Origin of the sequence: Aquimarina sp. U1-2 (genome assembly GCF_017897595.1) — a bacterium.
Classification (GTDB): Bacteria; Bacteroidota; Bacteroidia; order Flavobacteriales; family Flavobacteriaceae; genus Aquimarina.
The window spans coordinates 164610-190738 of the sequence record NZ_JAGKIK010000005.1 but is presented as its reverse complement, the minus strand read 5'-3'; the positions used below and the strand labels follow the sequence as shown (position 1 = coordinate 190738).

At 34.3% G+C, this 26129-nt stretch carries 23 protein-coding genes; 9 read left to right on the top strand and 14 right to left on the bottom strand.

Features of this window, described 5'->3' with window-relative positions; genetic code table 11:
- Window positions 1-23 precede the first annotated feature (23 nt).
- Together J8281_RS08895 and J8281_RS08890 are read left to right on the top strand one after the other, a co-directional pair.
- The gene (locus J8281_RS08895; RefSeq protein ID WP_210197261.1) at window positions 24-263 is read left to right on the top strand and encodes a hypothetical protein; all 240 of its coding nucleotides are present in this window, start codon (window positions 24-26) and stop codon (window positions 261-263) included.
- Window positions 264-339: 76 nt separating this feature from the next.
- Window positions 340-855, top strand: a complete 516-nt coding sequence (locus tag J8281_RS08890) for an OmpH family outer membrane protein (RefSeq protein ID WP_210197260.1) — start codon at window positions 340-342, stop codon at window positions 853-855.
- Window positions 856-994: 139 nt separating this feature from the next.
- Here J8281_RS08890 and guaB read toward each other — a convergent pair whose 3' ends face one another.
- Entirely contained in the window at window positions 995-2470 is a 1476-nt protein-coding gene (gene guaB, locus J8281_RS08885; protein ID WP_210197259.1) for an IMP dehydrogenase, read from the bottom strand.
- Window positions 2471-2959: 489 nt separating this feature from the next.
- Between guaB and J8281_RS08880 the strand changes: the two genes are divergently transcribed.
- Window positions 2960-4045 (top strand): acyloxyacyl hydrolase, encoded by a 1086-nt coding sequence (locus J8281_RS08880; protein ID WP_210197258.1) that lies wholly within the window; start codon window positions 2960-2962, stop codon window positions 4043-4045.
- 328 nt (window positions 4046-4373) lie between these two features.
- Here J8281_RS08880 and J8281_RS08875 read toward each other — a convergent pair whose 3' ends face one another.
- The 7 genes from J8281_RS08875 to J8281_RS08845 form a co-directional block, all read right to left on the bottom strand.
- The gene (locus J8281_RS08875; RefSeq protein ID WP_371812597.1) at window positions 4374-4910 is read right to left on the bottom strand and encodes a ferritin; all 537 of its coding nucleotides are present in this window, start codon (window positions 4908-4910) and stop codon (window positions 4374-4376) included.
- 145 nt (window positions 4911-5055) lie between these two features.
- Window positions 5056-5568 carry a PAS domain-containing protein gene (locus tag J8281_RS08870; RefSeq protein WP_246849045.1) on the bottom strand — a complete coding sequence of 171 codons (513 nt, stop codon included), beginning with the start codon at window positions 5566-5568 and terminating at the stop codon, window positions 5056-5058.
- A gap of 94 nt (window positions 5569-5662) precedes the next feature.
- The gene (locus tag J8281_RS08865) at window positions 5663-8170 is read right to left on the bottom strand and encodes a TonB-dependent receptor domain-containing protein (RefSeq protein WP_210197257.1); all 2508 of its coding nucleotides are present in this window, start codon (window positions 8168-8170) and stop codon (window positions 5663-5665) included.
- On the bottom strand, window positions 8151-9515 hold the full coding sequence (locus J8281_RS08860) for an HTTM domain-containing protein (RefSeq protein ID WP_210197256.1): 1365 nt from the start codon (window positions 9513-9515) through the stop codon (window positions 8151-8153). The genes J8281_RS08865 and J8281_RS08860 overlap by 20 nt, the downstream gene beginning before the upstream one ends.
- A complete protein-coding gene (locus J8281_RS08855; RefSeq protein WP_210197255.1) occupies window positions 9505-10644 on the bottom strand; it encodes an imelysin family protein in 1140 nt (379 codons plus the stop codon). Before J8281_RS08855 ends, J8281_RS08860 begins: the two co-directional genes overlap by 11 nt.
- Window positions 10645-10771: 127 nt before the next feature.
- On the bottom strand, window positions 10772-12085 hold the full coding sequence (locus J8281_RS08850) for a DUF4856 domain-containing protein (RefSeq protein WP_210197254.1): 1314 nt from the start codon (window positions 12083-12085) through the stop codon (window positions 10772-10774).
- Between the two features lie 237 nt (window positions 12086-12322).
- Window positions 12323-13189 carry a hydroxymethylglutaryl-CoA lyase gene (locus J8281_RS08845; protein WP_210197253.1) on the bottom strand — a complete coding sequence of 289 codons (867 nt, stop codon included), beginning with the start codon at window positions 13187-13189 and terminating at the stop codon, window positions 12323-12325.
- 265 nt (window positions 13190-13454) lie between these two features.
- Here J8281_RS08845 and J8281_RS08840 point away from each other — a divergent pair, with 265 nt between their 5' ends.
- Window positions 13455-13640: a CsbD family protein gene (locus J8281_RS08840; protein WP_210197252.1), complete on the top strand. Its 186-nt coding sequence runs from the start codon at window positions 13455-13457 to the stop codon at window positions 13638-13640.
- A 249-nt stretch (window positions 13641-13889) separates the two neighbouring features.
- On the top strand, window positions 13890-14705 hold the full coding sequence (locus tag J8281_RS08835; RefSeq protein ID WP_210197251.1) for a TerC family protein: 816 nt from the start codon (window positions 13890-13892) through the stop codon (window positions 14703-14705).
- Window positions 14706-14845: 140 nt separating this feature from the next.
- On the opposite strand, the gene J8281_RS08830 is transcribed toward J8281_RS08835, so the two are convergent.
- Both J8281_RS08830 and J8281_RS08825 read right to left on the bottom strand, forming a co-directional pair.
- On the bottom strand, window positions 14846-15478 hold the full coding sequence (locus tag J8281_RS08830; protein ID WP_210197250.1) for a LysE family translocator: 633 nt from the start codon (window positions 15476-15478) through the stop codon (window positions 14846-14848).
- A gap of 5 nt (window positions 15479-15483) precedes the next feature.
- Complete coding sequence (locus J8281_RS08825; protein ID WP_210197249.1) at window positions 15484-16506, bottom strand: quinone-dependent dihydroorotate dehydrogenase; 1023 nt, start codon at window positions 16504-16506, stop codon at window positions 15484-15486.
- 92 nt (window positions 16507-16598) lie between these two features.
- On the opposite strand from J8281_RS08825, the gene pepT reads away from it, so the two are divergent.
- Complete coding sequence (gene pepT, locus J8281_RS08820) at window positions 16599-17858, top strand: peptidase T (RefSeq protein ID WP_210197248.1); 1260 nt, start codon at window positions 16599-16601, stop codon at window positions 17856-17858.
- An 84-nt stretch (window positions 17859-17942) separates the two neighbouring features.
- Here pepT and yajC read toward each other — a convergent pair whose 3' ends face one another.
- From yajC to J8281_RS08800, 4 genes are all read right to left on the bottom strand, one after another.
- The gene (gene yajC / locus J8281_RS08815; RefSeq protein WP_210197247.1) at window positions 17943-18242 is read right to left on the bottom strand and encodes a preprotein translocase subunit YajC; all 300 of its coding nucleotides are present in this window, start codon (window positions 18240-18242) and stop codon (window positions 17943-17945) included.
- Between the two features lie 5 nt (window positions 18243-18247).
- Window positions 18248-18727, bottom strand: a complete 480-nt coding sequence (locus tag J8281_RS08810; RefSeq protein ID WP_210197246.1) for a DUF1573 domain-containing protein — start codon at window positions 18725-18727, stop codon at window positions 18248-18250.
- A 48-nt stretch (window positions 18728-18775) separates the two neighbouring features.
- Window positions 18776-19687 (bottom strand): transcription antitermination factor NusB, encoded by a 912-nt coding sequence (nusB, locus tag J8281_RS08805; RefSeq protein WP_246849044.1) that lies wholly within the window; start codon window positions 19685-19687, stop codon window positions 18776-18778.
- A gap of 236 nt (window positions 19688-19923) precedes the next feature.
- The gene (locus tag J8281_RS08800; protein WP_210197244.1) at window positions 19924-21030 is read right to left on the bottom strand and encodes a Glu/Leu/Phe/Val dehydrogenase; all 1107 of its coding nucleotides are present in this window, start codon (window positions 21028-21030) and stop codon (window positions 19924-19926) included.
- A 138-nt stretch (window positions 21031-21168) separates the two neighbouring features.
- Between J8281_RS08800 and J8281_RS08795 the strand changes: the two genes are divergently transcribed.
- The 3 genes from J8281_RS08795 (at window position 21169) to J8281_RS08785 (ending at window position 26055) form a co-directional block, all read left to right on the top strand.
- Window positions 21169-22926, top strand: coding sequence for an ABC transporter ATP-binding protein (locus J8281_RS08795; RefSeq protein ID WP_210197243.1), 1758 nt, complete (start codon window positions 21169-21171; stop codon window positions 22924-22926).
- 78 nt (window positions 22927-23004) lie between these two features.
- Window positions 23005-23388 carry a PUR family DNA/RNA-binding protein gene (locus J8281_RS08790; protein ID WP_210197242.1) on the top strand — a complete coding sequence of 128 codons (384 nt, stop codon included), beginning with the start codon at window positions 23005-23007 and terminating at the stop codon, window positions 23386-23388.
- A gap of 153 nt (window positions 23389-23541) precedes the next feature.
- Window positions 23542-26055: a M14 family metallopeptidase gene (locus J8281_RS08785; RefSeq protein WP_210197241.1), complete on the top strand. Its 2514-nt coding sequence runs from the start codon at window positions 23542-23544 to the stop codon at window positions 26053-26055.
- Window positions 26056-26129: the final 74 nt, after the last annotated feature.

The window sequence follows — 26129 nt, the reverse complement described above, 5'->3', positions numbered from 1 at the left end:
AACTCATATAACTACAATATGTTATGGAACGAAAACTAAAACTTATATGGGATTTTAGAGGTCCTGTTGCTCAAAAAACAGCACGGCATCATGAAATTCACCTCAAAGAATACATAATGACCAAACATTTATCTTGCAAGATTACAGGTTGCAAAGATTATAATGAAATGCATAGCACAGCGTATCTGGTTGTACTAGAATCTGAAATGAAATCTGTAAGAGATGCATTAAAACCACATCGCGGTCAATTGTTTGAAGAGTAGGTAATTTCACTTAAACGTAAAAAGTTTAAACCAGTTCTATATATTTGCAGAAATTAAAAATAGTAAACAAATTTCGATGAAAAAGTTAGTAATACTACTCTTGGCATGTGTAACGAGTTTCCAAGTACAGGCACAATCTAAAACAGGAACGATAGATACAGATTTTGTGCTCTCTAAAATGCCAGAGTTAACCAAAGTACAAGAAGATCTTAAGGCCTATAACAGTAAAATGGAGGCAGACCTAAAAGTTAAAGTAGACGAGTACCAAGCCAAAGTAAAAGAGTATCAAGAAAAAGTAGCGTCATTTACAGAGCCTATGAAAAAAACGAAGCAAGAAGAAATCATAACGCTGGAAAATGACATTGCAAAATTTCGCCAGAATGGGTCACAATTGGTGCAATTAGAACAAAATAAACTGCTACAACCGCTGTATGATAAAATTGGGGATGCCTTAGAAGAAATAGCCAAAGCTGAAAAGTATACCCAGGTTTTTACAATAACTACTAGTGGATTAGCCTATATCGATCCACAATATGATCTAACCAGAAAGGTAATTGCTAAATTAGGGATTACGCTGAAGGAAGAAAAATAAGCCGGTATTTGCATCAAAATATAAAAGCGTGTTCTGGTCAGAACACGCTTTTTTTGGTCTTTGCTTACTAGTTGTTTACCACTTGCCGGGCTACGGAATATCACCCCTAGTGGAAGCAGCATAAATTATGATCGCTATATTATCTTCTACTATAATTGGGCGCTTCTTTGGTAATGGTGACATCGTGAGGATGACTTTCATGAATCCCACTCGCTGTTATTTTTACAAAACGACCTGTTTCTTTAAGTGTTTGCACATCTTTCGCTCCGCAGTACCCCATACCGGCACGTAACCCCCCGATAAATTGATGTATACTTTCAATCAAATCCCCTTTATAGGCTACTCGACCCACAATACCTTCGGGAACTAATTTTTTGATATCATCTTCTACATCCTGAAAATATCGATCTTTAGAACCTTTTTTCATAGCTTCAACAGAGCCCATCCCGCGATAGGTTTTATATTTTCTTCCTTCATATATTACGGTTTCTCCCGGAGACTCTTTGGTACCGGCAAGAAGCGATCCTAACATGACCGTATCAGCTCCCGCAGCGATTGCTTTGGGTATATCACCTGTATATCGAATACCCCCATCGGCTATAACAGGAACTCCCGATCCTTTTATTGCATTCGCCACTTCTAAAACGGCAGAAAACTGTGGAAATCCTACGCCCGCAACTACTCTAGTAGTACAAATAGACCCGGGACCAATTCCTACTTTTACGGCATCGGCACCGGCTTCTACCAAATATTGTGCAGCGGCGCCTGTAGCGATATTACCTACTATCACTTCGAGATCAGGAAACTTTGATTTCACTTCTTTTAAAACTGTTACCACTCCTTTGGTATGACCGTGGGCGGTGTCAATAACGACTGCATCTACACCTGATTTTACAAGGGCTTCAGCTCGTTCTACAGCATCACCTGTTACCCCAATGGCAGCAGCTACTCTCAACCTACCTAATTTGTCTTTGTTTGCCATAGGTTTTAACGTAAGCTTGGTAATATCTCTAAATGTAATTAAGCCAACCAGGGTATTTTCTTTGTCGACAACAGGTAGTTTTTCAATTTTATTATTTTGTAAGATGACTTCTGCCTGTTGTAATGATGTGCCCTCACCAACAGTTACTAAATTTTCACTAGTCATCACCTCTGAGATGGCACGCTCATCATTTTTTTCAAAACGTAAGTCACGGTTTGTGACAATACCAATTAATTTATGATGATCATCGACTATGGGAATTCCACCAATGCTATGCTCCCGCATATTGTTCTTAGCATCAATAACTTTGGCATCCTTTGGCAATGTTACAGGGTCGATAATCATTCCGCTTTCTGCACGTTTCACCTTACGAACTTTAATAGCCTGCTCTTCTATGGTCATATTTTTATGCAGCACACCAATGCCGCCTTCCTGCGCCATAGCAATAGCCATTCGGCTTTCGGTAACAGTGTCCATCGCAGCCGAAACAATAGGAACATTGAGCGTAATATTTTTTGTGAATTTTGTTTGTATATTTACTTCTCTTGGTAGCACCTCAGAAAATGCAGGAACTAAAAGAACATCGTCATAGGTAAGACCTTCTCCTACGATTTTGGATTCATGTGCAGTCATAGCAATTAAAATTTAATTGCGTGCAAATATACGTCTTTTTAAAGAATATTAGTGGATGCCTTTTCTTTTTTTAATGAATATAATCAGTCGAGTTAGGCAAATAAAGTATAGGTAAAGACTTATTATAAAGGTTGGCCAATAGGTTTGTTGTGTTCCTTTTTTAACGCTATAACAAAACCTACACTTCATGTGAAGGTATCTGAATATAAGCTAAAGACTTTTCTCATATTAAATATCACAAACAGCGTCTATTTGATGTTGTTAAATTCCTTTTTTCCACTATCGCGCGTGCTTATTTTCAATATATTTAAAACGTAAGTTTAATCTATGCCCTATGAACTCGTTTGAAGTTTTTGTTCTGAACTACAAAAGTGCATTTTGCACCCTAATGCTTTCATTTTTAAATTTTACAGCTAAAACTGTGGTATTGATACATAGTTTTTTTCATTCACAGGAGTCAATTTTTTTGCCTCCAGATAACCATCTCAAATGAGTTCAATATTCCAAATCATAGGATTTTTTATATTCTTAAATGTTTGCTATGTAGCGCACAGTCAAACCGCTGCCAAATACTACGGCATTAAATCTTACTATGGTTTTATTATTGCACATACTCCCGATCTAAAACCTATATCCCAAACCAACCCTTATGGATTTCAAATTGAAATAAGCAAATTAAAAACCAGCGATAAGGCCTGGAAAACTTGTTTTTGTTATGGTAGATCGGGTTTTGCCCTTTCCTATTTTAATTTTGCCAATCCTGATATTCTAGGAAACGCATATAACTTGTCTTATTTTGTAGAACCCTATTTTACCTATAAAGGACCTTTAAAACTTTCGTTACGAGGCACCATTGGGGCTTCATATTTAGACACTGTTTTTGATCAGGAAACTAATCCGGATAACGTTTTATTTAGTACAAATTTAAGTTTTTTACTAGGTCTATCATTGAACCTTAATTATCATATTAATGATAGGTATGCTATCAATCTATCGGCAAATTATAATCACATTTCTAACGGTGGTCAGAAACAACCCAATAAAGGAATGAATTTCCCTATGGTATCTATTGGTTTTGACAAGATAATAGACTACACACCTTTAAAACCCAAGCCACAAGAGTTAAAACAATATAGTCGAGATTGGAGTTATTATCTGGGTTCATTTGCAAGCCTTCGATCTGCCGATCGAGAAGCCGAATCTACCAATCATCCTTTAATAGGAGTGTTTGGTGGCGGACTAAAACCTCTTTCTGCTATTAATGGATTCAATCTGGGAGCAGAACTATGGTATGATTGGTCTGACCAAAAACAAGTACAACAACAATCGTTAGACGAATCTTCGTTTTCATCTGCTGTGACGATTGGGCATCACTTTTTGGTAGGTGATTTTTATTTTTTACAGCAGTTTGGTGTTTATCTTACGCGCCCAAAAACCATACAACCCAATTGGCTTTACCAACGTTATTCCTTTTGGTATCGCATAGCAAAAAAATGGACAATAGGTGCATCTATGATTGCTTATGGGCGACGGGCAGATCATATGGATGGTAGGTTGATTTATATGCTGAAGTAAACTCCCTCGTGGCATGCCTACGAGGCATTCGTTGAAAACAATATTTTATAATTGAAACCCCTACGTATTTATCTACAAACCTCTACAGATTAAAGTTTCGGACAGCGTTTGCAATTGGATTTACCTTTTTTCTTGTATTTTTTGCAACATTTCTTCTTCTTATTGCCGCAGAAAAGTTCACAAGTAGCGGTTATACAAGAGTGATATAGCGTGGTAGTATTTAAATTTTGCACATTTTCAATTTTTATTAAATCTAAATAAAGTGTAAAAATACAAAAAATCTTTCGACATCAACCTTGTAGATCTTTTTATAAAATTAGAAATATTGTTAGTTATCGCCTTCAGTAGATGAAAGGCTATTAATATCCCGATCAAATAAATAGTGACCTGATTTATCGTCTCCGATAATTTTTAACTTATCTAATAAAGTTCTTGCAATCGCCTCTTCTTCAAGTTGTTCTGCCACATACCATTGCATAAAATTATGAACGTTATAGTCCTTGAATTGCAAACACTCGTATATGATATTATTTATTTTTGCAGTCACAAATTCTTCACTTTCTAAAAATGTTTTAAAAAGCTCCATTAACGACTCAAAATCATCTCTTGGTTTTTCTATAGCAGGAATTACTGCAACGCCGTTACGCTCATTTATGAACTTGACTAACTTCATCATATGTACACGCTCTTCTTCAGACTGTGTGTAAAAAAAATCTGCTACTCCGCTATATCCTCTAATATCTGCCCAACTGGCCATAGAGAGATACTGTGTTGAGGCTTTTGCCTCGTATTGTACTTGATCATTAAGTAATTTTTCGATTTCTGATATCATATTATTTTTATTAACTCTTGAAGATGATTGCATTTTTTAATTTGCAAAAAAATGTGCACCCGTTTCGATATCTAAAGTAAGGAATTTCTAAGGTTCTATAGAAGTAAACACAACTATTTAAGAGTAATTTAAAAAACTACAGGTAAGCAATTAAAAATAATGTACTGTATTCAAAAAATTAAGCTGCTTTCTCGAAAGCAATATAATTTACTAGCTTTCCCTTTTTGTCGTGAACAGGAAATCCTTTGATACTGCAAGTGTAGGGAGTATCATCTTTTCTATAATTTAAAATGGAAACTTCAAAAGGAACTCCGTTATTGATAGCCGATCTAACTTGCGCAGAAGTTTTGCTACAAGTATGCGCCCCTTGAAACATTTTTGGAGAATTACCTATAACCTCATCAGGTGTATATCCATTTAACTTTTCTATATTCTTAGAAGCATAGACAATAGTGAGATTTGGATTTGTAATTACAATTACCGATTGTTCTTCTATCAACTCTTTATAACAATCTTTTTGAAATTCCCAGTTTTGCGTTAATTTCTTAAGTGTACTAATATCTTCTTTGTAGACTTCTAGCGCCGTGTGATGTTCCCCATAAAATTCCCATGATAAAAGCGGTAATGCATAGCTCGACATACCATTATAATAGGTTGCCATCATTTCATCATATCCATTGAAGTCTTTCATAATGCAAATTTTTAACAAAATTATTGAATTTAACCTGCACTCGCCATTGAACAAAAGTTAATTCTTCGATTAAACAAAGGTTAATTTTTTGCTTTTATAATTTAAATTGAAGTGTAGTATACCAATTTCTAGGAGCAGAAGGAATGATCCCGGGCCCCGGATAACCCGTAGCCCTTCTGGTAAAGTAATTTTTATCTAACACGTTGTTAACTCCAACTTCAAGCTTTATATGTTTTGAAAATGTATACGAGGCCGATACATCTAATATATCATAAGATGGAATAGCGCCGTCTACTCTATCTGCATTTTCAGGATCATATGGAGAATTTGTTGCATCAGTAAATTGTTCTGATAAATACGTATATTGTACAGCGGTCAAAAAATTCTTATACCCAAAAGACATTCCTGCTTTAAAATTCACCTCTGGAATAAACTCTACCTCATTCCCGTCAATGCTTTCACCTATACCACTTGTGTATTCAGACGTTGTCAGGGCAAGATTAGAAAAGACGTCTAATTTCAAGTTATCATTTGCCTTAAAAAATGTTTCTTTAAGATTCCATTGTATTAATGATTCTAAACCTATAATTGTGGCCTTTCCTATATTACCTCTAACCCATTGCCCTCTGAATGGAGGTTCACTTCTATAGGCCTGTCCTATTCTATTATCATAAAGTAATGAAAATACGTTTACATCATAAGAAATCATTTGTTTAAAACTTCCCCTTACCCCTAAATCTATGGAATATCCTGTTTCATCTCCAATATCTCTATCAATAGAAAATGAAGGGTTTACTGTTCTAATATCTGAAAATGTAACAGATCGATAATTTTGAGAAAAGTTAAAATAAGATTCAAAATAGGATTTCGGTTTATAACTTAACCCTACACCAAATAATAGCAAATTTCGTTCTCTCACCTCATTATCAGGAGTAAAAATTATAGCAGGATTACTTCCTTGTAAATTTTGTCTAACCAAAAACTCTCCTACAGACTCTGTTCTTATATATTCGAACCTGAAACCTGGCGTTACCGAAAAATGATCTGTTAGGTTGAAAATGTTTTCACCGAATACAGCTACGTTTACGTTAGGGTATTTAAAGCTATTTTGGTTAGGATAAAAAGGGAAATCCTCTGTTCTAAAGGTAAAATCAGCATCGGTTCCCTTACTTCCTGCACCTTGTTGAGAAGTATTATCAGCTTTATAAAATTTTGCACCGAGAAGTAGTACTGATGATTGATTTTTAATAGTGTACTCTGTAATAACTCTAGCTTCTGCACCAAAATTTTTAAACGTTCCGATTAACAAATCTCTTTCAAAATCAAAATTTCCAAATTCATCTATTTCATCAGGGCCAAATACATCTGGTTCTTCAATAATATTTACATTTCCATCACCAGTTACTGTTGATTCAGTTCCTCTAAAACCAATAGCTTTTCTTGAGGCATCAAGGGCAAAAAGGTTTAATGTACCGTTCACATTTTCTGAAAATTTATGATTTAACTTCAAACTAAATAAATTCCAATCTACAGCAAACCAGTTTCTTGTTCGGTTACTTTGATAGGGATCTTGTAAAAATTGAACGTCTGATAATCCTCCTGCTTGTTGTGCTAAATAGTTTAAATGTGTTATCTCGGCTTCGATTTTGGTTTGCTCATTAAATTCATACCCTACATGTGCATATGCATTTTCTGATTCAAAACCAGAGTTAGGTCTAAAACTATCTCCTTTTTTGTAGTTGTGGTATGCGTAATAACTTAACTTGTTTGAAGTACCACCAATACTTGTGAAATTTGTAAATAAATCGAAACTTCCTAATGAGCTTCTGGAAATAATTTCGAGAGGCTTATTCGCATTTGGTTTCTTAATTACAAAATTGATCAAACCTCCAAATTGCGTTCCATATTGTAACGATGCGGCACCACGTATCACCTGAATTTGTTCTAAACCCTCTGCAGGTGGGGTATAGTAGCTTTCTGGATATCCTAAAACATCAGCGCTAATATCATAATCATTTTGACGTGTATTGAAATTTGCCGTACGGTTCGGATCCAATCCCCGCCCTCCAATATTTAATTGTAAACCTCCGTCACCATTATCATAAATATTTAATCCTGCCACCTTTGCATATATTTGTCGTGCATTATTGGTGGCTTTGTTGGTTAAATCCTGATCTAACAATATGACTTCAGATTTCTTTCCTGCATAAATATGTGTTCCTTCTACTGGTTTTAATGTTTGTAACCCAAAAGCTTGTTTTTTCTTGTAGTTTAATACAACCTCTGATAATACATTGCTAAGTGGCGACATTTCAACAGTAAAATTACTAGTGTCTTTGAGATTAATGTCTATTTCATATGTTTTATAATTATAATCAAAAAACACTAATGAATGATTTGTATCTTGATTTAAAGTTGACAAACTCAAACTTCCTCTTTGATTGGTTTCTCCAACTAACTTCCCTGATTTGGTATACACTTGTACACCTTGAATCGGTTGCTTCGTATCTGCATCTAGAACTATTACACTAGTACTTTGAAAAGCATGTGCACATATCGACACTAAAAAAAATATAAGAAAACTATAACCCTTTAATTTCATCTTCAAATGGTAGGATCCATGTTTTATGCTCGAATCCGTCTTTAACTTTTAACAAATCAATCCTTGGGTCTATGTATGCTTTACTTATTCTTCCGTTTAAAGAAATATATCCTTCTACAAAAACCCCTATATTTTCGTTTTTTAATTCTTTTTTATAATGATCCCCTAAAAAATGTGCATACTCAACTATAAAATCGGGTTGCGTAGACATTTGTTTACTTTGAAAAGCATTCAAAAAATGTGTATTATCAACTGTAAAACTATGTCCTGTATCATATTTCAGAATTCTGAATGTGGTGTACCCCGCTTTTTCTATTAGCATAACCCTCCAAGAGAAACGATATCCTTCTTCTGTCCAAAACAACTCTCCGGGATATAGCAAATAGCGAAAAGGCATTACTAGTTGAATTCCTAAGAATATACAAACCACAAGGAAAATTTTTCTAGGAAATTTTGGCAAATATACATCTCTTGTAGTATTAATTCGCGACGTAAGCTTTAGTATATTTTTTATTTTGGATAAGAATTTCTCATGCCATTCTCCACTAAAGAAAACGAGAGTAACGCAAATCATTACGTAAGGGAACACGCCTATAGGAAAAAGCACTCTTGTACATACATGAAAAATCACGACTAAAATAAAAGCAAAAGGTCTCGTTTTTCGAAATACTAGTAAAAAAGGAATAGTAAGATCATAAACTGCTCCACCCCAACTCATTACATAATGAAACCAGGCATCATTCATAAACTTTCCGATAACGGGAAAATCGATTTTAGAAGAAAGCCAAATCTTTAACGGTTGCGCTCGCAATAACCAATCTGAATTTAATTTAGCCAAACCTGCGTAAAAATAAACAACTCCAATTAAAACTTTAATAGCATCTACCGTCCATCTGGGAACATAGTTATATGTTCTATTTTTATAATATGCATCAAGAGAAAAGGTGGCATTAAGCGGTAAAAAGCATAGTAAAAAACTTAAAATGCTGATGAAATAATAGTGGTTTAAATACGTCGTTTTATCGATTAATTCTATGTATGTAAACGATAAGAAAAATAAAATTATAGCCAGCCTATATTTATATCCGAGAATAATCCCTATACATGCTAAAATTGCTATAAAAAATAAAATATACGTATATTCTCCCCAGGTCTCTACCCATGAAAATCCATAATATTTAAAATGAAATTTTGGTTCGATGTAAAATTTATACACCCAACCTTTCATTAAAAATCTAATTAGGCTAATTAGCATTAGTACTCCAAATAAAATACGAAAAGCGGCTAGTGTAGCCGCTCTTGATGTTCTATTTAGATATGTAGTAATAGCCTGCTTAATCTCCATCACTATCTACAAAATCAATGGTAAGATTAAATGCGTTAATAGCGTTTGATTTAACAGCAACTACAAATTCTTGAATGGCGTCGAATACGGCATCAAAATCAGGATTGTAATCTTGTGTTTGTAGATAAAAATTATCTGTTATGTTAGCATTAGCAGCATCAATATTAGCGAGTAAATCAACGATATACTCATCTAAAAGGATTTCGTTACCATCGATTAATATAGTAGCTCCCAAAGTTTGCAGATATTCTTGTAACCCTACAGTGTTACTGTTATTTGAATAACTTCGCCCATAATAAAAATCCTGAATAGCATCATACGCTTCTAAATATAAAATCTTCGAATTTTCTGGACTATATACAGATTCTACAAAAGTAGGACTTGGAGATACAGAAATCGTCGGGAATATATCTCTATTTCTTGTACCAGAAGGTGTAGCAATTTTTGCTTCTCTAAAAGATTTTTCAGTATATTGTACAAAATCGTTTACCTGTATGCTGAAATAAGAACTAAGGGTATTGTCTACCCGGTTTATTTTGGTGTCTTTTGTAGCTTCGAATTCATTTAAAGCAGTTGTAGTTAAAGTAACCATTCTTTCTGATAACAGCTTCAGATAATCTTTGTAATTGGCTTCTGCATATCTGGCAACGATATCATCATCAGTTGGCGCCAAGCCATTTACCAAATAATCCATAGCCGGCAATCCCTGTGTTGGGTTTAATGTTGTTCTATTTAAATCTACTGGACTAGTACTATTTATGTTATTTGTTATTCCGGTAACATCAGTAGGATACGTATTCATATCTAATGAATATCCTGTTTTATAGAAAAACATTTCTACATGTTGCCATACTTTGTAGGCCTCGAATACATCTGTTCTAACTTTATTTAGTTTAGAAACATCAGGTGCATCGGTAAAAGAGACTACCGAACTATTTAATGTTTCTAGTTTACTTTTAAAGTCGTTGGTGGCTGGTAGTAACAAATTATTCACCCAGCTTGTTGTTAAACTAACTCTATTAAAACTGTCACTATCTTCTCCTCCACCCGATGATGATGAATCATCACTCGAACAAGAAACAACATACAAAACAGTTACCATAGAAAGTAAGTATCCTATCTTTTTCATAGCTATTCTTTTTTGTTAAATTTTTTGAGCTAAATAAGCAAGGGGATAACGCTTTTGATATCCCTCTTGCCTATTATACTTGTTATATGTATGACAGACTCATTTCATACATTTTTTTAAGTTATGTTTACGGATTTACATCATCTAGTGTCCAGGACAATCTCCCAACGCTTTTTGAAGCAATAGCATCGGCCATATCTCGTAATTGACTTGAAGTTACATCCCATAATCCATTCCCCGCATCTAGAATCGCTAAGAAACCATCAACATCAACATCAGTAAAGTATCTCGTACCAGTTGCATTTACTACATAACGTAAACTATTTATGAAACCATATCCTTCGCATAAATCATGAAAAGCGTCTTCTCTTTTTCCAGTACTACCTGGTTGAGCAACATCATCAAGAATTTTTGCTCCACCACTTAGATAGTGAACAGCGCGCACTGCAATGATTAATCCTAACTTTTCTCGTAAAATCCTGATTTGAGCATCTCTTACTGCATAATCTTTCTCTGTTATTGCAATTCTTCCTGTCACAAAAGCTTCGAAGATTTCTTTTTCGGTACCTGCGAATTTGGATAAACCATCTACGTTATCAATATACTTATAGATTAAGTTCTGGCTAGCTGTATTGCCATAAATATAGCCAAAGGCTTCATCCCAATGGTGCTCCATTGTAGTATAACTTTTTCCTTCTGCTACGGTGCCTGCATCGTTTAATGCACGGTAATCTTTGGTACCATTGGCGTCGTCACCGTTTTCGTTATCTAAACGGTTAAAATAATGATTTACCGCTTGATCGTATGCTAAAGCACCTGCTAAAGATTTAGTAAATAATTGATCTAACTCACGCCCTTTGGCATCTACATATCTGGTAGCACCATCGCTGTCTTCGAAAGTACCTGCTTGACCAGAAGTTGCTGTTGTTGCCCAATTATCCAATACATTTTGATGTCCTGAAATGTAAGCATCAAAAGCTTCAACATTAGTTTTTGCCTGACCAGAATTATTAGACCCACCAAATAAACCGACTGAAGAAGATGTTTTAGGTCGTAAAACCTTGGTCGTTCCATTTAAACTAGCATCAGTAAATCCAGCACTTTCTCCATCCTGACCTTCAAATTTTAATTGAATATCAGCAACAGCAACCTGAGATTTTAAATTACCTCCTATTTCTACTGCTTGCTGTAAACGAGTGGTTTGCCCACTAAAACTTACCGTAGCGTTACCATCTCTGGTAAATAAAGTGGTATAATTAGTGATATAACTATTATTGTAATCTCCATTATCAGCTCTAGAGAAATCATCTCCGGTTATGATTTCGGTAATAGCGGGAACATTTGATCCTGAGTTTTGTGATCCGTCATCATCGTCAGAACATGACCCAAAAATTAGTATTCCCAGCAAACAAACTAATGTAAATAACTTACTGATTTTCATAGCTTTTTTTATTTAGACTTATTTTAATTAATTAGCGCTGCAAATATATTGATCAAAATGAATTTGACCAATTTATTTTTAATAGATCTAAATAAATCATATCCCTAACTACAATCTAGCCATTTCATAGTTAAATTAAGAAGTAAAAAACAAGATTATTTTTGGTAGAACATGTTAAATCGAAATAGATATGACAATAAACGAGTTTAAAATATTCGGCTTGTATCGTTTCTAAATTTAATGATACTTATCAAAAATTTTACTAGCCTCGTTATATGAAGATTCAAAACTTAACGTTCGTATATTCGTTTCTGCTTTTGCCGTTGTAAAATAAGAAATCATACGTTCTGTGGGCATATTTCCAGTCAACTCATCTTTTGCCATCGGGCAACCACCAAACCCTTGAATGGCTCCGTCAAATCTTCTACAACCTGCTTTATAAGCGGCGTCTACTTTTTCGTGCCAGGTCGTAGGAGTTGTATGTAAATGTGCTCCAAACTCTATTTCAGGATAGTTTGGGATAAGATTTGAAAATAGATAATCGATGATCTGGGGGGTCGAAGTACCAACAGTATCAGAGAGCGAAAGAATTTTAACACCTAATTTACTTAATTTCTCTGTCCATTTACCTACAATGCTAACATCCCAGGGATCACCATAGGGATTACCAAATCCCATAGATAGATACGCCACTACTTTTTTATTGGCCTTATCTGCAATATTTAGAATTTCTTCTAATATTTCTACCGACTCTTGTATGGTTTTATGCGTATTACGCATTTGAAAGTTTTCTGAAATTGAGAAAGGATATCCCAAATAATCAATCACCTCATGTTGAGTTGCATCTTGGGCACCACGTACATTGGCAATAATCGCTAGCAATTTACTTTGAGTCTGACTCAGGTCTAATTGTGCCAATACTTCTGCAGTATCTACCATTTGCGGTATGGCCTTTGGAGAGACAAAGCTTCCAAAATCAATGGTATCGAAACCACACCGTAATAAGGATTGAATGTATTGCACTTTTTCTCGAGTAGGAATAAACGCTTTAATACCCTGCATGGCATCCCTTGGACATTCAATAATTTTTACTTCGTTAGTCATTTTAATTCATCAAACAAGAAGACAAAGGGCAAACCTAATTTCATTCAGAAAATCAACTAGACCTTACAAACTCTTACCTTGATAGTAAAGTTTCAGGTCAAAATTGAATTTAATGTATAAATGTAAAATTATTTTTTAGAATGCATAACGTTCATTAACTTCTTTTTGACCCAGAACTTTTCTGAATGAAGAAAGATTTTATTGATATGCGTTACTATAAAACTGCACTTTAAGGTAAATTTATATAAATCAAAAAAAACTCGGTATGAATAATGATCAATTAGAAGGAAAATGGAAACAAGTAAAAGGTCAATTTAAGCAAAAATACGGAAAAGTAACCGATGATGACACCTCGTACACTGAAGGTAAATTCGACGAAATGCTGGGTAGACTTCAAGAAAAAACGGGAAAAACAAAAGAAGAGCTAAAGAAAGAAATAGAAAAATTATAACAGAGTACTTTTATAAATCTCCGTTATGAAGCATTAAAAGGAATATCATAAATTCTCTTTTGATGCTTCTTTTTTTAGTTACTATTTTTTTTGACTTCCATAGTACCGTTATACATATAAAAATTACGTTACCTAAGTATATTACCTCTTTCGCTTTAAAATTACTCATTAAAAAAGTTTAAACCAGTTCTATATAAGATTTGGCAACTTTCATATTTTTGTAAATGAACTTATCGTAAAGACACCATTATGTTTGAAATATTTGCCAGTACAGATGCCTGGGTAGCTTTAATCACACTTACTTTTCTAGAAATAGTATTAGGGATAGATAATATTGTCTTTATTTCTATTGCCGCAAGTAAACTACCTGCTAAAGACCAGAAAAAAGCTACAAACTGGGGTCTTGCTCTTGCCATGATTCAAAGGATCTTGTTATTAATAGGGGTTTCGTATTTAATTGCACTGCAAGAACCTTTTTATACAATCGACAACTCCTGGATTACCGTAGGGTTAAGTTGGCAAAGTTTAATTTTATTTTTTGGCGGTTTGTTCTTGCTGTATAAAAGCACCTCAGAAATTCATGAAAAAGTAGACATTCCTAAACATGGTGAAACAAAACTGAGCCAAAAAAAAATTACCTCATTTTCAAAAGCACTACTTCAAATTTTGCTGATTGATTTCATTTTCTCTATCGATTCGATTCTTACCGCTATTGGAATGACTAATGGTTTAGGCGAAAAACCAAACGATGCTCTGATTATTATGATCATCGCAGTCGTAATATCCATTTTAATCATGCTGATCTTTGCAAATGCTATTCGCGAATTTATCAACAAACACCCCTCGATGCAATTATTAGCATTATCTTTTTTAATACTTATCGGCTTTATGTTGATTACAGAAGCAGCGCATCTTTCTCACACCGTTATATTTGGGCAAGAGATTGGCGCTATCCCCAAAGGATATTTATATTTTGCCATTGCTTTTTCTTTGTTTATTGAGTTTCTAAATATGAGACTGAAGAAAAAAATTAACTACGTAAAAGATGATAATAAAACAGCATAATAATATATTTGAATGTACGTAAGTTAAAAGAAGTATACACCCATCAGAACATGTTCTAGCTTATCGTTTAACATTTTGAGAATGAAATATCGTGTAATCCTAAGTTACACCTGATAGCTCTCAAATTCACGTTACTATCGCTATCTATCTGAAAATAGAATGACTATCGAAATTCCAACAAACACAACTATTTGTAACCATTTTAGGAAATAACCAGCTTTCATATTTCTTTTCAAATAGTTAGATATCGTTCCGGCGGCAATAGCAATAGATCCAAACACCATAACTCCTGTGATCACAAATAATAAACCCAGAATATAAAACTGAACAACATTTGTTAAGGTTTGACTAAATAAAAATCCAGGAAAAAAAGCTAAAAAGAAGATCGAAACTTTTGGGTTTAATACATTCATAAGCAAGCCTTGCTTATACAATTGCCCTAAACTCTTTTTTTGAGTACTAGTCTCACTTAATTGCAATCTATGATCACTTTTAAGCACTTTGTAGGCCAAATACAAAACATATAGGGCTCCAAAAAGTTTAATTGCAAAAAATAATGTGTCACTCTGTTTTATAATGGCTGATACTCCAAATGCCACTAATGTAGTATGGAAAAAGCATCCGGTCATTAAACCAGCTACTACAGCCAAACCATATTTTTTTCCGTGAACTATGCTTTGAGTAAGCACGTAAATATTATCAGGACCAGGGGAAATAGCAAGTATTGTAGAAGATATGGCAAAGGCATATAACGTTCCGTAATCTATATCCATTATATTTAATTTTGTAGAAGCGCCTTATTGATATCTTTGATTAATTGGGGGCCTTCATAAATAAAACCAGTATATAACTGTACCAGACTTGCTCCTGCTGCTAATTTTTCAAGTGCATCCTCGGCAGAATGAATACCACCCACACCAATAATTGGAAAAGCTTGGTTACTTTTTTCTGATAAAAACCGAATAACCTCGGTTGATCTTTTTGTCAAAGGCTTACCACTAAGTCCTCCCTTTTCATTTGCCAGCGTTATATTTGATCTTAATCCTTTGCGTGAGATCGTGGTGTTTGTGGCAATAACTCCAGAAATCTGGGTATCCTTTACGATATCAATAATGTCCAGAAGTTGATCGTTGGTTAAGTCGGGAGCAATTTTTAGTAAAATAGGTTTTTTAGAGGATTTCTTCTTATTTTCTGATTGTAATGTGTTTAAAAGCTCGGTCAGCGGTTCTTTATCCTGAAGCTCTCGCAAATTAGGAGTATTGGGTGAACTAACATTTACTACAAAATAATCCACATAATCAAAGAGCGCTGCAAAACATATTTTGTAATCATCGACCGCATTCTCGTTTGATGTCACTTTGTTTTTTCCGATATTACCACCAATTAAAACTCCTTTATTCCTTTTTAATCGCTTCACCGCGCTGCCTACACCTTCATTATTAAATCCCATTCGATTGATAATCGCTTTATCTTTTTTAAGCCGAAATAACCGTTTTTTAGAATTTCCATCCTGAGCTTTTGGAGTTACTGTTCCTATCTCAATAAAACCAAATCCAAAATCATCCAATTCATTATATAATTTGGCATCTTTATCAAAACCGGCAGCAAGCCCTACAGGGTTTTTAAATGTGAGTCCAAAAACTTCTCTTTGCAACCTAGGGTCGTTAGTCCTGTATATCTTTTTAAATACAGAAGGAACAAGCGGGATTTTAAAAAGGATTTTGATCATTTTAAAGGTAAAGTGATGTACTTTTTCGGGATCAAACTGAAATAGTAGCGGGCGAATCAAAAGTCTATACATGAACTGGGATTTACTCGGGTAAAAATAAGTTATAAAGGCTTCTAATAAAAGCGTAATTTTGATTTCTTCAGAATAGTAAACATATTATCACCATGATTTCTAAAAAAAACATCATCAAAAGATTCTTAAGCTACGTAGTCATCGATACCGAAAGTGATCCCACAAGTACTACTACCCCAAGTACAGCCAAACAGTGGGATCTTGCCAATCTACTAGTACAAGAATTAAAAAACATAGGTCTTCACGATGTAACTATTGATAAAAATGCCTACATCATGGCAACACTACCTTCAAACATCAATAAAGAAACACCTACCATCGGATTTATTTCCCATTTTGATACGAGTCCAGATTTTACCGGAAAAGGAATACAACCTCAAATTATAGACACGTACGATGGCAAGGACATTATTTTAAATAAAGAAGAGAATATTGTACTGTCGCCAGATTATTTTAACGACCTTAAACAGTATGTAGGCCAGACGCTTATTACTACCGATGGTACTACACTATTGGGCGCTGATGATAAAGCTGGGATTACCGAAATCATTACGGCTATGGAGTATTTGATACAACACCCTGAAATCAAACACGGAAAAATACGTATTGGATTTACACCAGACGAAGAAATCGGAAGAGGTGCTCATAAATTTGATGTTGAAAAATTTGGAGCAGATTGGGCATACACTATGGATGGTAGTGAGATCGGTGAATTGGAATATGAAAATTTTAACGCTGCCGAAGCAATTGTTACCGTAAAGGGAAAAATAGTTCATCCAGGATATGCCAAGGGAAAAATGATCAATAGCATCTATATAGCGCAAGATTTTATCAATTCGTTACCTAAAACAGAAACACCTGAGCATACAAGCGGTCGAGAAGGTTTTTTTCATTTACACACTATGCATGGAGGAGTTGAGAAAACCGAACTACATTACATAATAAGAGATCACGATAAAGAGCAGTTTGAAGCGCGAAAAGAGGTCATTAAAAAAGTATCAACGACCATAAATAAAAAACATAAAAATGAGGTAACTACAATCAAAATTCACGATCAATATTATAATATGCAAGAAAAAATAGAGCCGGTAATGCATATTGTAGATATAGCAGAAGAAGCTATGAAATCTCTTGGTATCACTCTAAAAATTAAACCTATTCGTGGGGGTACCGATGGATCTCAATTAAGCTATATGGGACTACCTTGTCCTAATATTTTTGCCGGCGGACATAATTTTCATGGTCGATATGAATATGTTCCTGTAGAAAGCATGATCAAGGCGGTAGAAGTAATCGTAAAAATCGCTGAATTGACAGCAGAAAGAAGCGATGATTTGAGTACCTTATCGTGAACTGATTTAAAAAACTCGCTTAAAAATTAAAAAAGCGCAACAGTTTAAATCATTGCGCTTTTTGTATACATATCAATGCTAGTATTATTTTTTCTTTTCTGCAGGGGGCGTATTTAATTTTTGACTCATCTCTAAAGAAATAGCCGATTTATCAAAAGTTAATTTACCAGCACCTGTTTCAATAACTACTGCATTATTTTTTTCACTGAAATCAAAAACTTTACCATGAAGACCACTTTTGGTTACTACACGATCGCCTTTTTTTAGTTCTTCAGCAAATTTTTTCTCCTTTTTTGCCTTTTGCATTTGTGGTCGTATCATAAAAAAATACATCACCACAAATATCAATAGGATAAAAGGTAGTTGCCCTCCAAATCCTTCCATAAAAATTATTTGCTTACTGGAGTTCCGCTAGCAGGCTTAGCCTTTGGAGTTACCAATGCTTTTATTTTTAGGATTTCTTTACCAGCTTCTGTATTTGTAGTAATAGTTACTTGCTTGGTTTGCTGGTTTGGTTTCCCGTTAGAATTAAATTTTACTAACATTTCTCCGGATGCACCTGGCGCTATAGGCTCTTTTGTCCACTCGGGTACAGTACAACCACAGCTTCCTTTAGCGTTTACTATTACAAGAGGAGCTTTACCAGTATTGGTAAATGTAAATTTATGCTCTACTACATCTCCTTCATTGATAGTCCCGAAATCATGCTCTGTTTCAGAAAAAGTCATTACCGGAAAGTCTGTGTTTTTTGCATCACGTTCTGAAGCAATTTCTACATTTTCGTCTTTAACTTTTTTAGCAGCATCATCTTTACACGACACAAATGTCATAGCAAAAATTCCAGCTAGAATTAAGATTCCTTTTTTCATTACTTGGGTTTTTAATTATTTGAGGGTAAAAATACGTTTTTTTTTGAACTACATAAGCCCTCGGCCTACTTTATTTAATTTGCCATTTTCCTGATACTCTTTAGATAATTTATCCAAAATACCATTAATAAAAATACTACTTTTAGGAGTACTATACTCTTTTGCAATTTCTAAATATTCGTTAATTGTCACTTTTATCGGTATAGACGGAAATTTTATGAATTCACAAATCGCCATTTTAATGATCGCTTTATCTAATTCTGCAATACGATCTTGATCCCAATTTGGCGTTTTACCATCGATTTCTTTAGTAAACTCTTTACCGTTAAGTGCTGTTTTTCTAAAAATATCTATAGCAAATTTTTTATCATCAATATCTTTATATAATTTAGGTAGTAGTTTATTCTCATCATGAGAAGGCTTGCTCTTGCGCAACATTTTAATTATTGCCGTATTAATCAAGGGTAAGTCATCTATCCAGGTTAAATTTTTATCTTCTATATAATCATAAAGTTTATCGTTGGGAGCAATGACTTCTTTAAAAATATCAATTATAAAATCTTTATCCTCTTTAAAAGAACTAAGTGTTGTACTCATATAATCGTTGTACAGCTCACTATTTTTAATCTCGGCCCATAATATTTTGACATATTCATCATCTAACTGCCAGCAATTGAGTTTTTTCTTTTCAACTTCGGCTTTAAGCTGCCTATTTTTTTGAAGCATTGATAATACTTCGTTATGTATAAATTTGGTATTGGGATTCTTTTCTTCTGAAGTAGCAAGATATTTCTTTTGACTTTTCGTTAAAAAATCGGTGGCGTGCTTTTTTATTTCTATAAGCAATTGCAGATTAATCAGAAATAGATCATACATCTGGTTAATACTGTAAAGAAGAAATTTTTCTTCTTTATCAAGGTTATCACTTTGAGTCTGCTGTATAGAATATAGAGACTGCATTACTTTTACTCTAATATGTCGTCTGGTTAACATAGAAAATTACAAAGAACAATTATATAAAAAGGGTAAAAATCAATTTGACTTTTACCCTGCAAAAATACTTTTTTTTTTAATCTGTCTAGACTAAATCTACTTTTATTATTGAATTGATTTAAACTATTTTCAGTTCTTAAAAAAAGTTGAATTTTAGATTCACTTTATCCTTTTTGCGATACTACTACAGCTCATAAGTTGGATTATTTCTGGGTATTACTTTCTTTTTTAGCCGCAATTCTATCTTCAGCTATACTTAACGCTGCGACATTAGTGCTGGTATTAGTAGCCTTAGCCTTATTTAAAATGTCTAAAGTAGTGTTATAAATATTTTCTGTCTTTACCATGATCTCATCTCTGGAGTATCCTGCAATCTCTGCATTAACATTGATAATTCCTCCGGCATTGATTAAGAAATCAGGAGCATACACTATCCCTTTATCTTGTAATAGAGGACCGTGAACCTCTTCATTAGCTAACTGGTTGTTGGCGGCACCTGCAATTACTTTTACTTTAAGTTTACGAATCGTTTGATCATTTACGGTAGCACCCAAGGCACAAGGAGCATAAATATCTGCACTTTCAGTATACAGATCGTCACCTTTAAAGATCTCGACTCCATGTTTCAAACGTACTTGTTCTAACCTTTCTTCATTAATATCGCTAATAATCACATGTGCACCTTCTTCAGCAGTCAATCGAACAAGTTCTTCACCCACATGACCTATTCCCTCAACCAAAATTCGTTTTCCTTCTAAAGAATCGGTAGCATAAGCAAATTTAGTAGCAGCTTTCATTCCCATATATACACCATAGGCGGTAACAGGAGAAGGATTGCCTGCACCTCCTTTAGATTCTGAAATCCCTGTAACATAAGGCGTTACTTCTCGAACAATATCCATGTCTGAAGTTTCCATACCTACATCTTCTGCAGTATAATATTTACCTCCAAGTGTATGTACAAACTTACCAAAGCGAGTCATCAGTTCTGGAGTTTTAATTTTCTTAGGATCACCAATAATCACTGCTTTACCACCACCTAGGTCAAGCCCGGTAATCGCAGCTTTATAGGTCATCCCTCTAGACAATCTAAGCACATCATTAAGGGCATCCCACTCTGTTTGATAATCATACATTCTCGTTCCGCCAAGGGCTGGACCCAAAATTGTGTTATGCACACCAATTATTGCCTTCAATCCCGTATCTTTGTCTTGACAGAAAACAATTTGTTCGTGATTGTCAAATGAAAGTTGTCCAAATACAGGGGCTTCTTTTTTTAATTGATTTGCAGTAAGCACTTGGGTAGTCATGTTATAGAAAATTAAAATAGTTAAATTATATAATACTCAAAATCAAGAAGCTAAAATAATCTATTTTTGTGAAATTTGACTTAAAAGCTTATAAATTTTGCGAATTTAATAATAAGAGATACTAAACACAAGCCCTTTATGCGTGCATTACGCCATCTTAATAAATACTTCTTAACTTATAAATACAGACTTCTAGTTGGCCTTATTATTACCATAATAGCCAGGGTATTTTCTACATTAGTTCCTTCATTTGTTGGAGACTCTGTAGATGTGGTTCAACAATACCTCGATAATGAAATTACCAGTATCTCACAAGTTAGAAATGGCCTCATCATCAATATTTTACTTATTTTGGGAGCCGTTCTCATCTCGGCCCTATTCACATTCTTGATGCGCCAGACCTTTATTGTCGTATCTCGGTTTATAGAATTTGATTTAAAAAACGAAGTGTATCAACACTATCAAAGATTATCTTTAAATTTTTATAAGAAAAATCGTACAGGTGATCTTATGAATCGGATTAGTGAAGATGTTACGAAAGTAAGAATGTATGTTGGTCCGGCGTTAATGTATAGCGTTAATACCATTACTATGTTTATAGTAGTGATTGGCTATATGATAAGTATTGCACCAGAGCTTACCTTATATACTGTTGCCCCTTTACCTATCTTATCTATTTCTATTTATAAATTAAGTGTAGCTATTCATAAAAGAAGTACTGTTGTACAGGAATTTCTATCCAAATTAACTACGTTTACTCAAGAATCATTTAGTGGCATAACAGTAATTAAAGCTTACGGAATAGAATCTCAAACACACCAAAATTTTACAGCATTAGCAAATACCAGTCGCGATAAAAATCTGGATCTGGCAAAAGTTCAGGCTTTATTTTTCCCATTAATGGTGTTATTGATAGGCTGCAGTAATATTTTAGTTATTTATATTGGCGGGAAACAATTTCTTAATGGCACTATTGAAGAACTGGGTATTATAGTTCAATTTATATTGTATGTAAATATGCTAACTTGGCCTGTCGCGACTGTAGGGTGGGTAAGTTCTATCATTCAGCAAGCCGAAGCATCGCAAGCAAGAATTAACGAGTTTTTAAGTCAGGAGCCTGAAATTATAAACACAGTAACCAAAAAAACACCAATCAATGGTAATATAACCTTCTCTGACGTTTCTTTTACTTATGAAGATACTAATATTACTGCCTTACAAAATATTAGTTTTACGGTAAAAAATGGTGAAACTATAGGTATCATTGGTAAAACAGGCTCAGGAAAATCAACTATTCTGGATCTAATAGGGAGATTATACGATGTTACTTATGGGGAAATACGTATTGATGGGGTTCCTATTAAAGAGCTTAACCTCGACATGTTGAGAACCTGTATCGGATATGTGCCACAGGATGCGTTCTTATTTAGTGATAGTATTAAGAATAACATTAAGTTTGGTAAAGAGAATGCTTCAAATGAAGAAGTATACACCGCTGCAAAAAATGCGGTTGTGCATGATAATATTATGGATTTTGGAAAGCAATATGATACGGTCTTAGGAGAACGAGGAATTACCCTATCAGGTGGGCAAAAGCAACGAGTTTCTATCGCCAGAGCTATAATCAAAAATCCAGCTATATTTCTTTTTGATGATTGCCTATCTGCGGTTGACACAGAAACGGAAGAAGAGATTTTACATAATATTAACAAAATATCTCATGATAAAACGACTTTAATAGTAAGTCATCGCGTTTCTACCATCAAAAATGCTGATAAAATTATTGTTTTAGAAAATGGCAAGATTATTCAGCAAGGCACTCATAATCAGCTAATAAGAAATAAAGGATATTATAAAGAACTATATACTAAGCAACTTAGCGAAAAAGAAATTTGAGTTTTTTTTGTCCGATTAACAATTTTTTTAGATTTTTGAGATCATCATAACCTATAATTAATTTAAGAAATACGTATTATGAGTGACCAAGAAATGATAGAGAAAGAAGAGATTTTCTCAAAAGTTTTAAGAGCAGGAAGAAGAACATATTTCTTTGATGTAAGAGCTACTAAAGCCGGGGACTATTATTTAACTATTACCGAAAGTAAAAAGTTTACAAACGACGATGGTTCTTTTCACTACAAAAAACACAAAATTTATCTTTACAAAGAAGATTTTACAGGATTCACTGATATTTTAAACGAAATGACAAATTATATTGTTGAAGAAAAAGGTGAAGAGGTAATAAGTGAAAGACATCAAAAAGATTATCAAAAATCTTATGATAACGATACTTCTGTAGAAAAAAATGAAAAAGTATCTGCAGAGAGTTTTACAGACGTAAGTTTCGACGATATATAATTGCAACAAGTTTAACGTAAGTTAAAATTATGTAAACCGTTTCATTGCCTGAAACGGTTTTTTTTATATTGAACTGGTGTTTAGACTTTTTCATTTGCTTAAAAAGCGTAAACCAATTCATTCACTTTACATTCAAAAAACCACCAAATTACAATGAGATATATTTTTACAATAATCTTAGGAGTTTTCAGTCTTGTCTCCCATTCGCAAAACGATATTTCTTTATCTTATTATCTCCCCGAAAATAGCACCTATAATCCGTCTATACCTACTCCCCAAAGTGTATTGGGATTTGTGCCCGGTAAATGGCATGTTACTCATGATAAATTAGTTTCGTACATGAAGATTCTTGCTGATGCATCTCCGAGAATTACAATTGAAGATAGAGGTAAAACTTTTGAAGATCGTCCTTTACTACTGCTCACAATAACTTCAGAAAAAAACCATAAAAACCTCAAAAACATACAAAACAAACACATTCAACTTACTGAAGCCAACGCTGAAGCAGTAGATATAGAAACACTTCCCGTAGTAGTTTATCAAGGTTTTTCTATACATGGTAATGAACCAAGCGGATCCAATGCTGCGCTTATTGCAGCCTATTATCTCGCTGCTGCCCAAGGAGAGCAAATCGAAAAATTATTAAATACTACAGTAATTTTATTTGACCCGTCACTTAATCCAGACGGCTTACAACGTTTTGCCTATTGGGTCAACACCAATAAAAGCAAAAACATTAATACCGATCCGCAAGACAGAGAATATAGTGAAGTTTGGCCAGGAGGGCGAACCAATCACTATTGGTTCGATATGAATCGCGATTGGCTACCGGCACAGCTACCCGAATCTAGGGCAAGAATTGCCACATATCATAAATGGTATCCTAATATCCTAACAGATCACCATGAAATGGGAACCAATAGTACTTTCTTTTTTCAACCAGGAATTCCGTCCAGAACGCATCCTCTTACACCTGATGTAAACCAAAAACTCACCAAAAAGATTGCTAATTATCACGCCAAAGCATTAGACAACATTGGATCTCTATATTATACCGAAGAGAATTACGACGACTTTTATTATGGAAAAGGTTCTACTTTTCCGGATATTAATGGAGGAATAGGTATTTTGTTTGAGCAAGGTAGTTCGCGAGGTCACGCTCAAGAGACAGATAACGGAATACTTACCTTTCCGTTTACTATCAGAAATCAGCTTACTACTGCTTTATCAACACTAAAGGCGGCTACGTCGATGCGCAAAGAATTGTTACAATACAAAAAGAATTTTTATAGTAATGCCAAAAAAGAAGCTTCAAAAGATGCTATTATCTTTGGAAATGAAAAAGATGCTGCGTCTACCTATCATTTTGCTGAAATACTAAACCGGCATAAAATAAAATTTCATGAACTATCCAACGATGTAACGCTACAAAATCGCACGTATAAAAAAGGATATAGTTTTATTGTACCTAAAAATCAAAAGCAAAGCAGACTCATTACTGCTATCTTTGAAAAAAGAACTACGTTTCAGGACAGTTTGTTTTATGATATTTCGGCATGGACATTCCCCCTGGCTTTCAATCTGGATTATAAAGACGGAGTGTCTACTACAAACATAGGCAACGAAGTTTCTGACTTGAAACATAGAACGCCCAAACCAATTTCCCAAAGCAACTATGCATATTTGATGCAATGGCATGAGTACTATAGTCCAAAAGCGTTATATCAAATTTTAAAAAAAGGAATACGCGCAAAGGTTGGGATGAAGCCATTTACAATTGAACAACATCAATATGATTACGGGACAATTCTGATTCCGGTTCAAAATCAAAAACTGGCTACCGCTGACCTGTATGCATTTCTTCAACAGGTGTCTAAAGAAAATTATATTGATATCACGGGTGTATCTACAGGCCTAACTCAAGGTATTGATCTGGGCAGTAACCAGTTTAGAGCGTTGTCGCTTCCAAAAATCGGTTTGTTTACAGGTAATGGAATCACCCCCTACGATGCCGGTGAAGTTTGGCACCTCATGGATCAACGTTATGATATACCTATTACAAAATTAAATACAGAGAATTTTAACAGTTTCGATCTATCGAGATATACGCATATCATTCTACCGAATCATAGAGGTCAAAGTCTAAGAAACGATCAAGTAGAAAAACTTAAAACATGGATTCGCAACGGAGGCACGCTTATTGGCTATAGAAATGTGGCTCAGTTCTTTAAAAACAACGAATTTATGAATATTGAGTTTACAAAACCTGAAAATATTGCGAAGACAATAACATTTGAACAAAAACGAGATTTCACTGGAGCACAAGTGGTAGGAGGAGCCATTTTTGAAGCTGCTATAGATCGATCTCACCCCATTAATTTTGGCTATAAGGATAAAAAAATTCCTTTGTTTAGAAATACCACATTATTTGTAAAACCAGACAATCAGAGTTATAACAATCCTATACAATACACCAAAAACCCATTGTTGAGCGGATATATTAGTAAAAAGAATTTAGACTCGCTTTCGAGCACTGTGCCTTTTAGGCATAACGACTTAGGTCGAGGTAATGTAATCTTATTTACAGATAATACAAATTTTAGGGCTTTTTGGTATGGAACCAATAAATTGTTAATGAATGCCATCTTTTTTAGTGATGAAATGTAATGCTGCTTATTGTTTTTCGTAAACTACCCCGGGGGCATTATACCTTTTGGTGTTGCTAATGACGGTTTGGAATC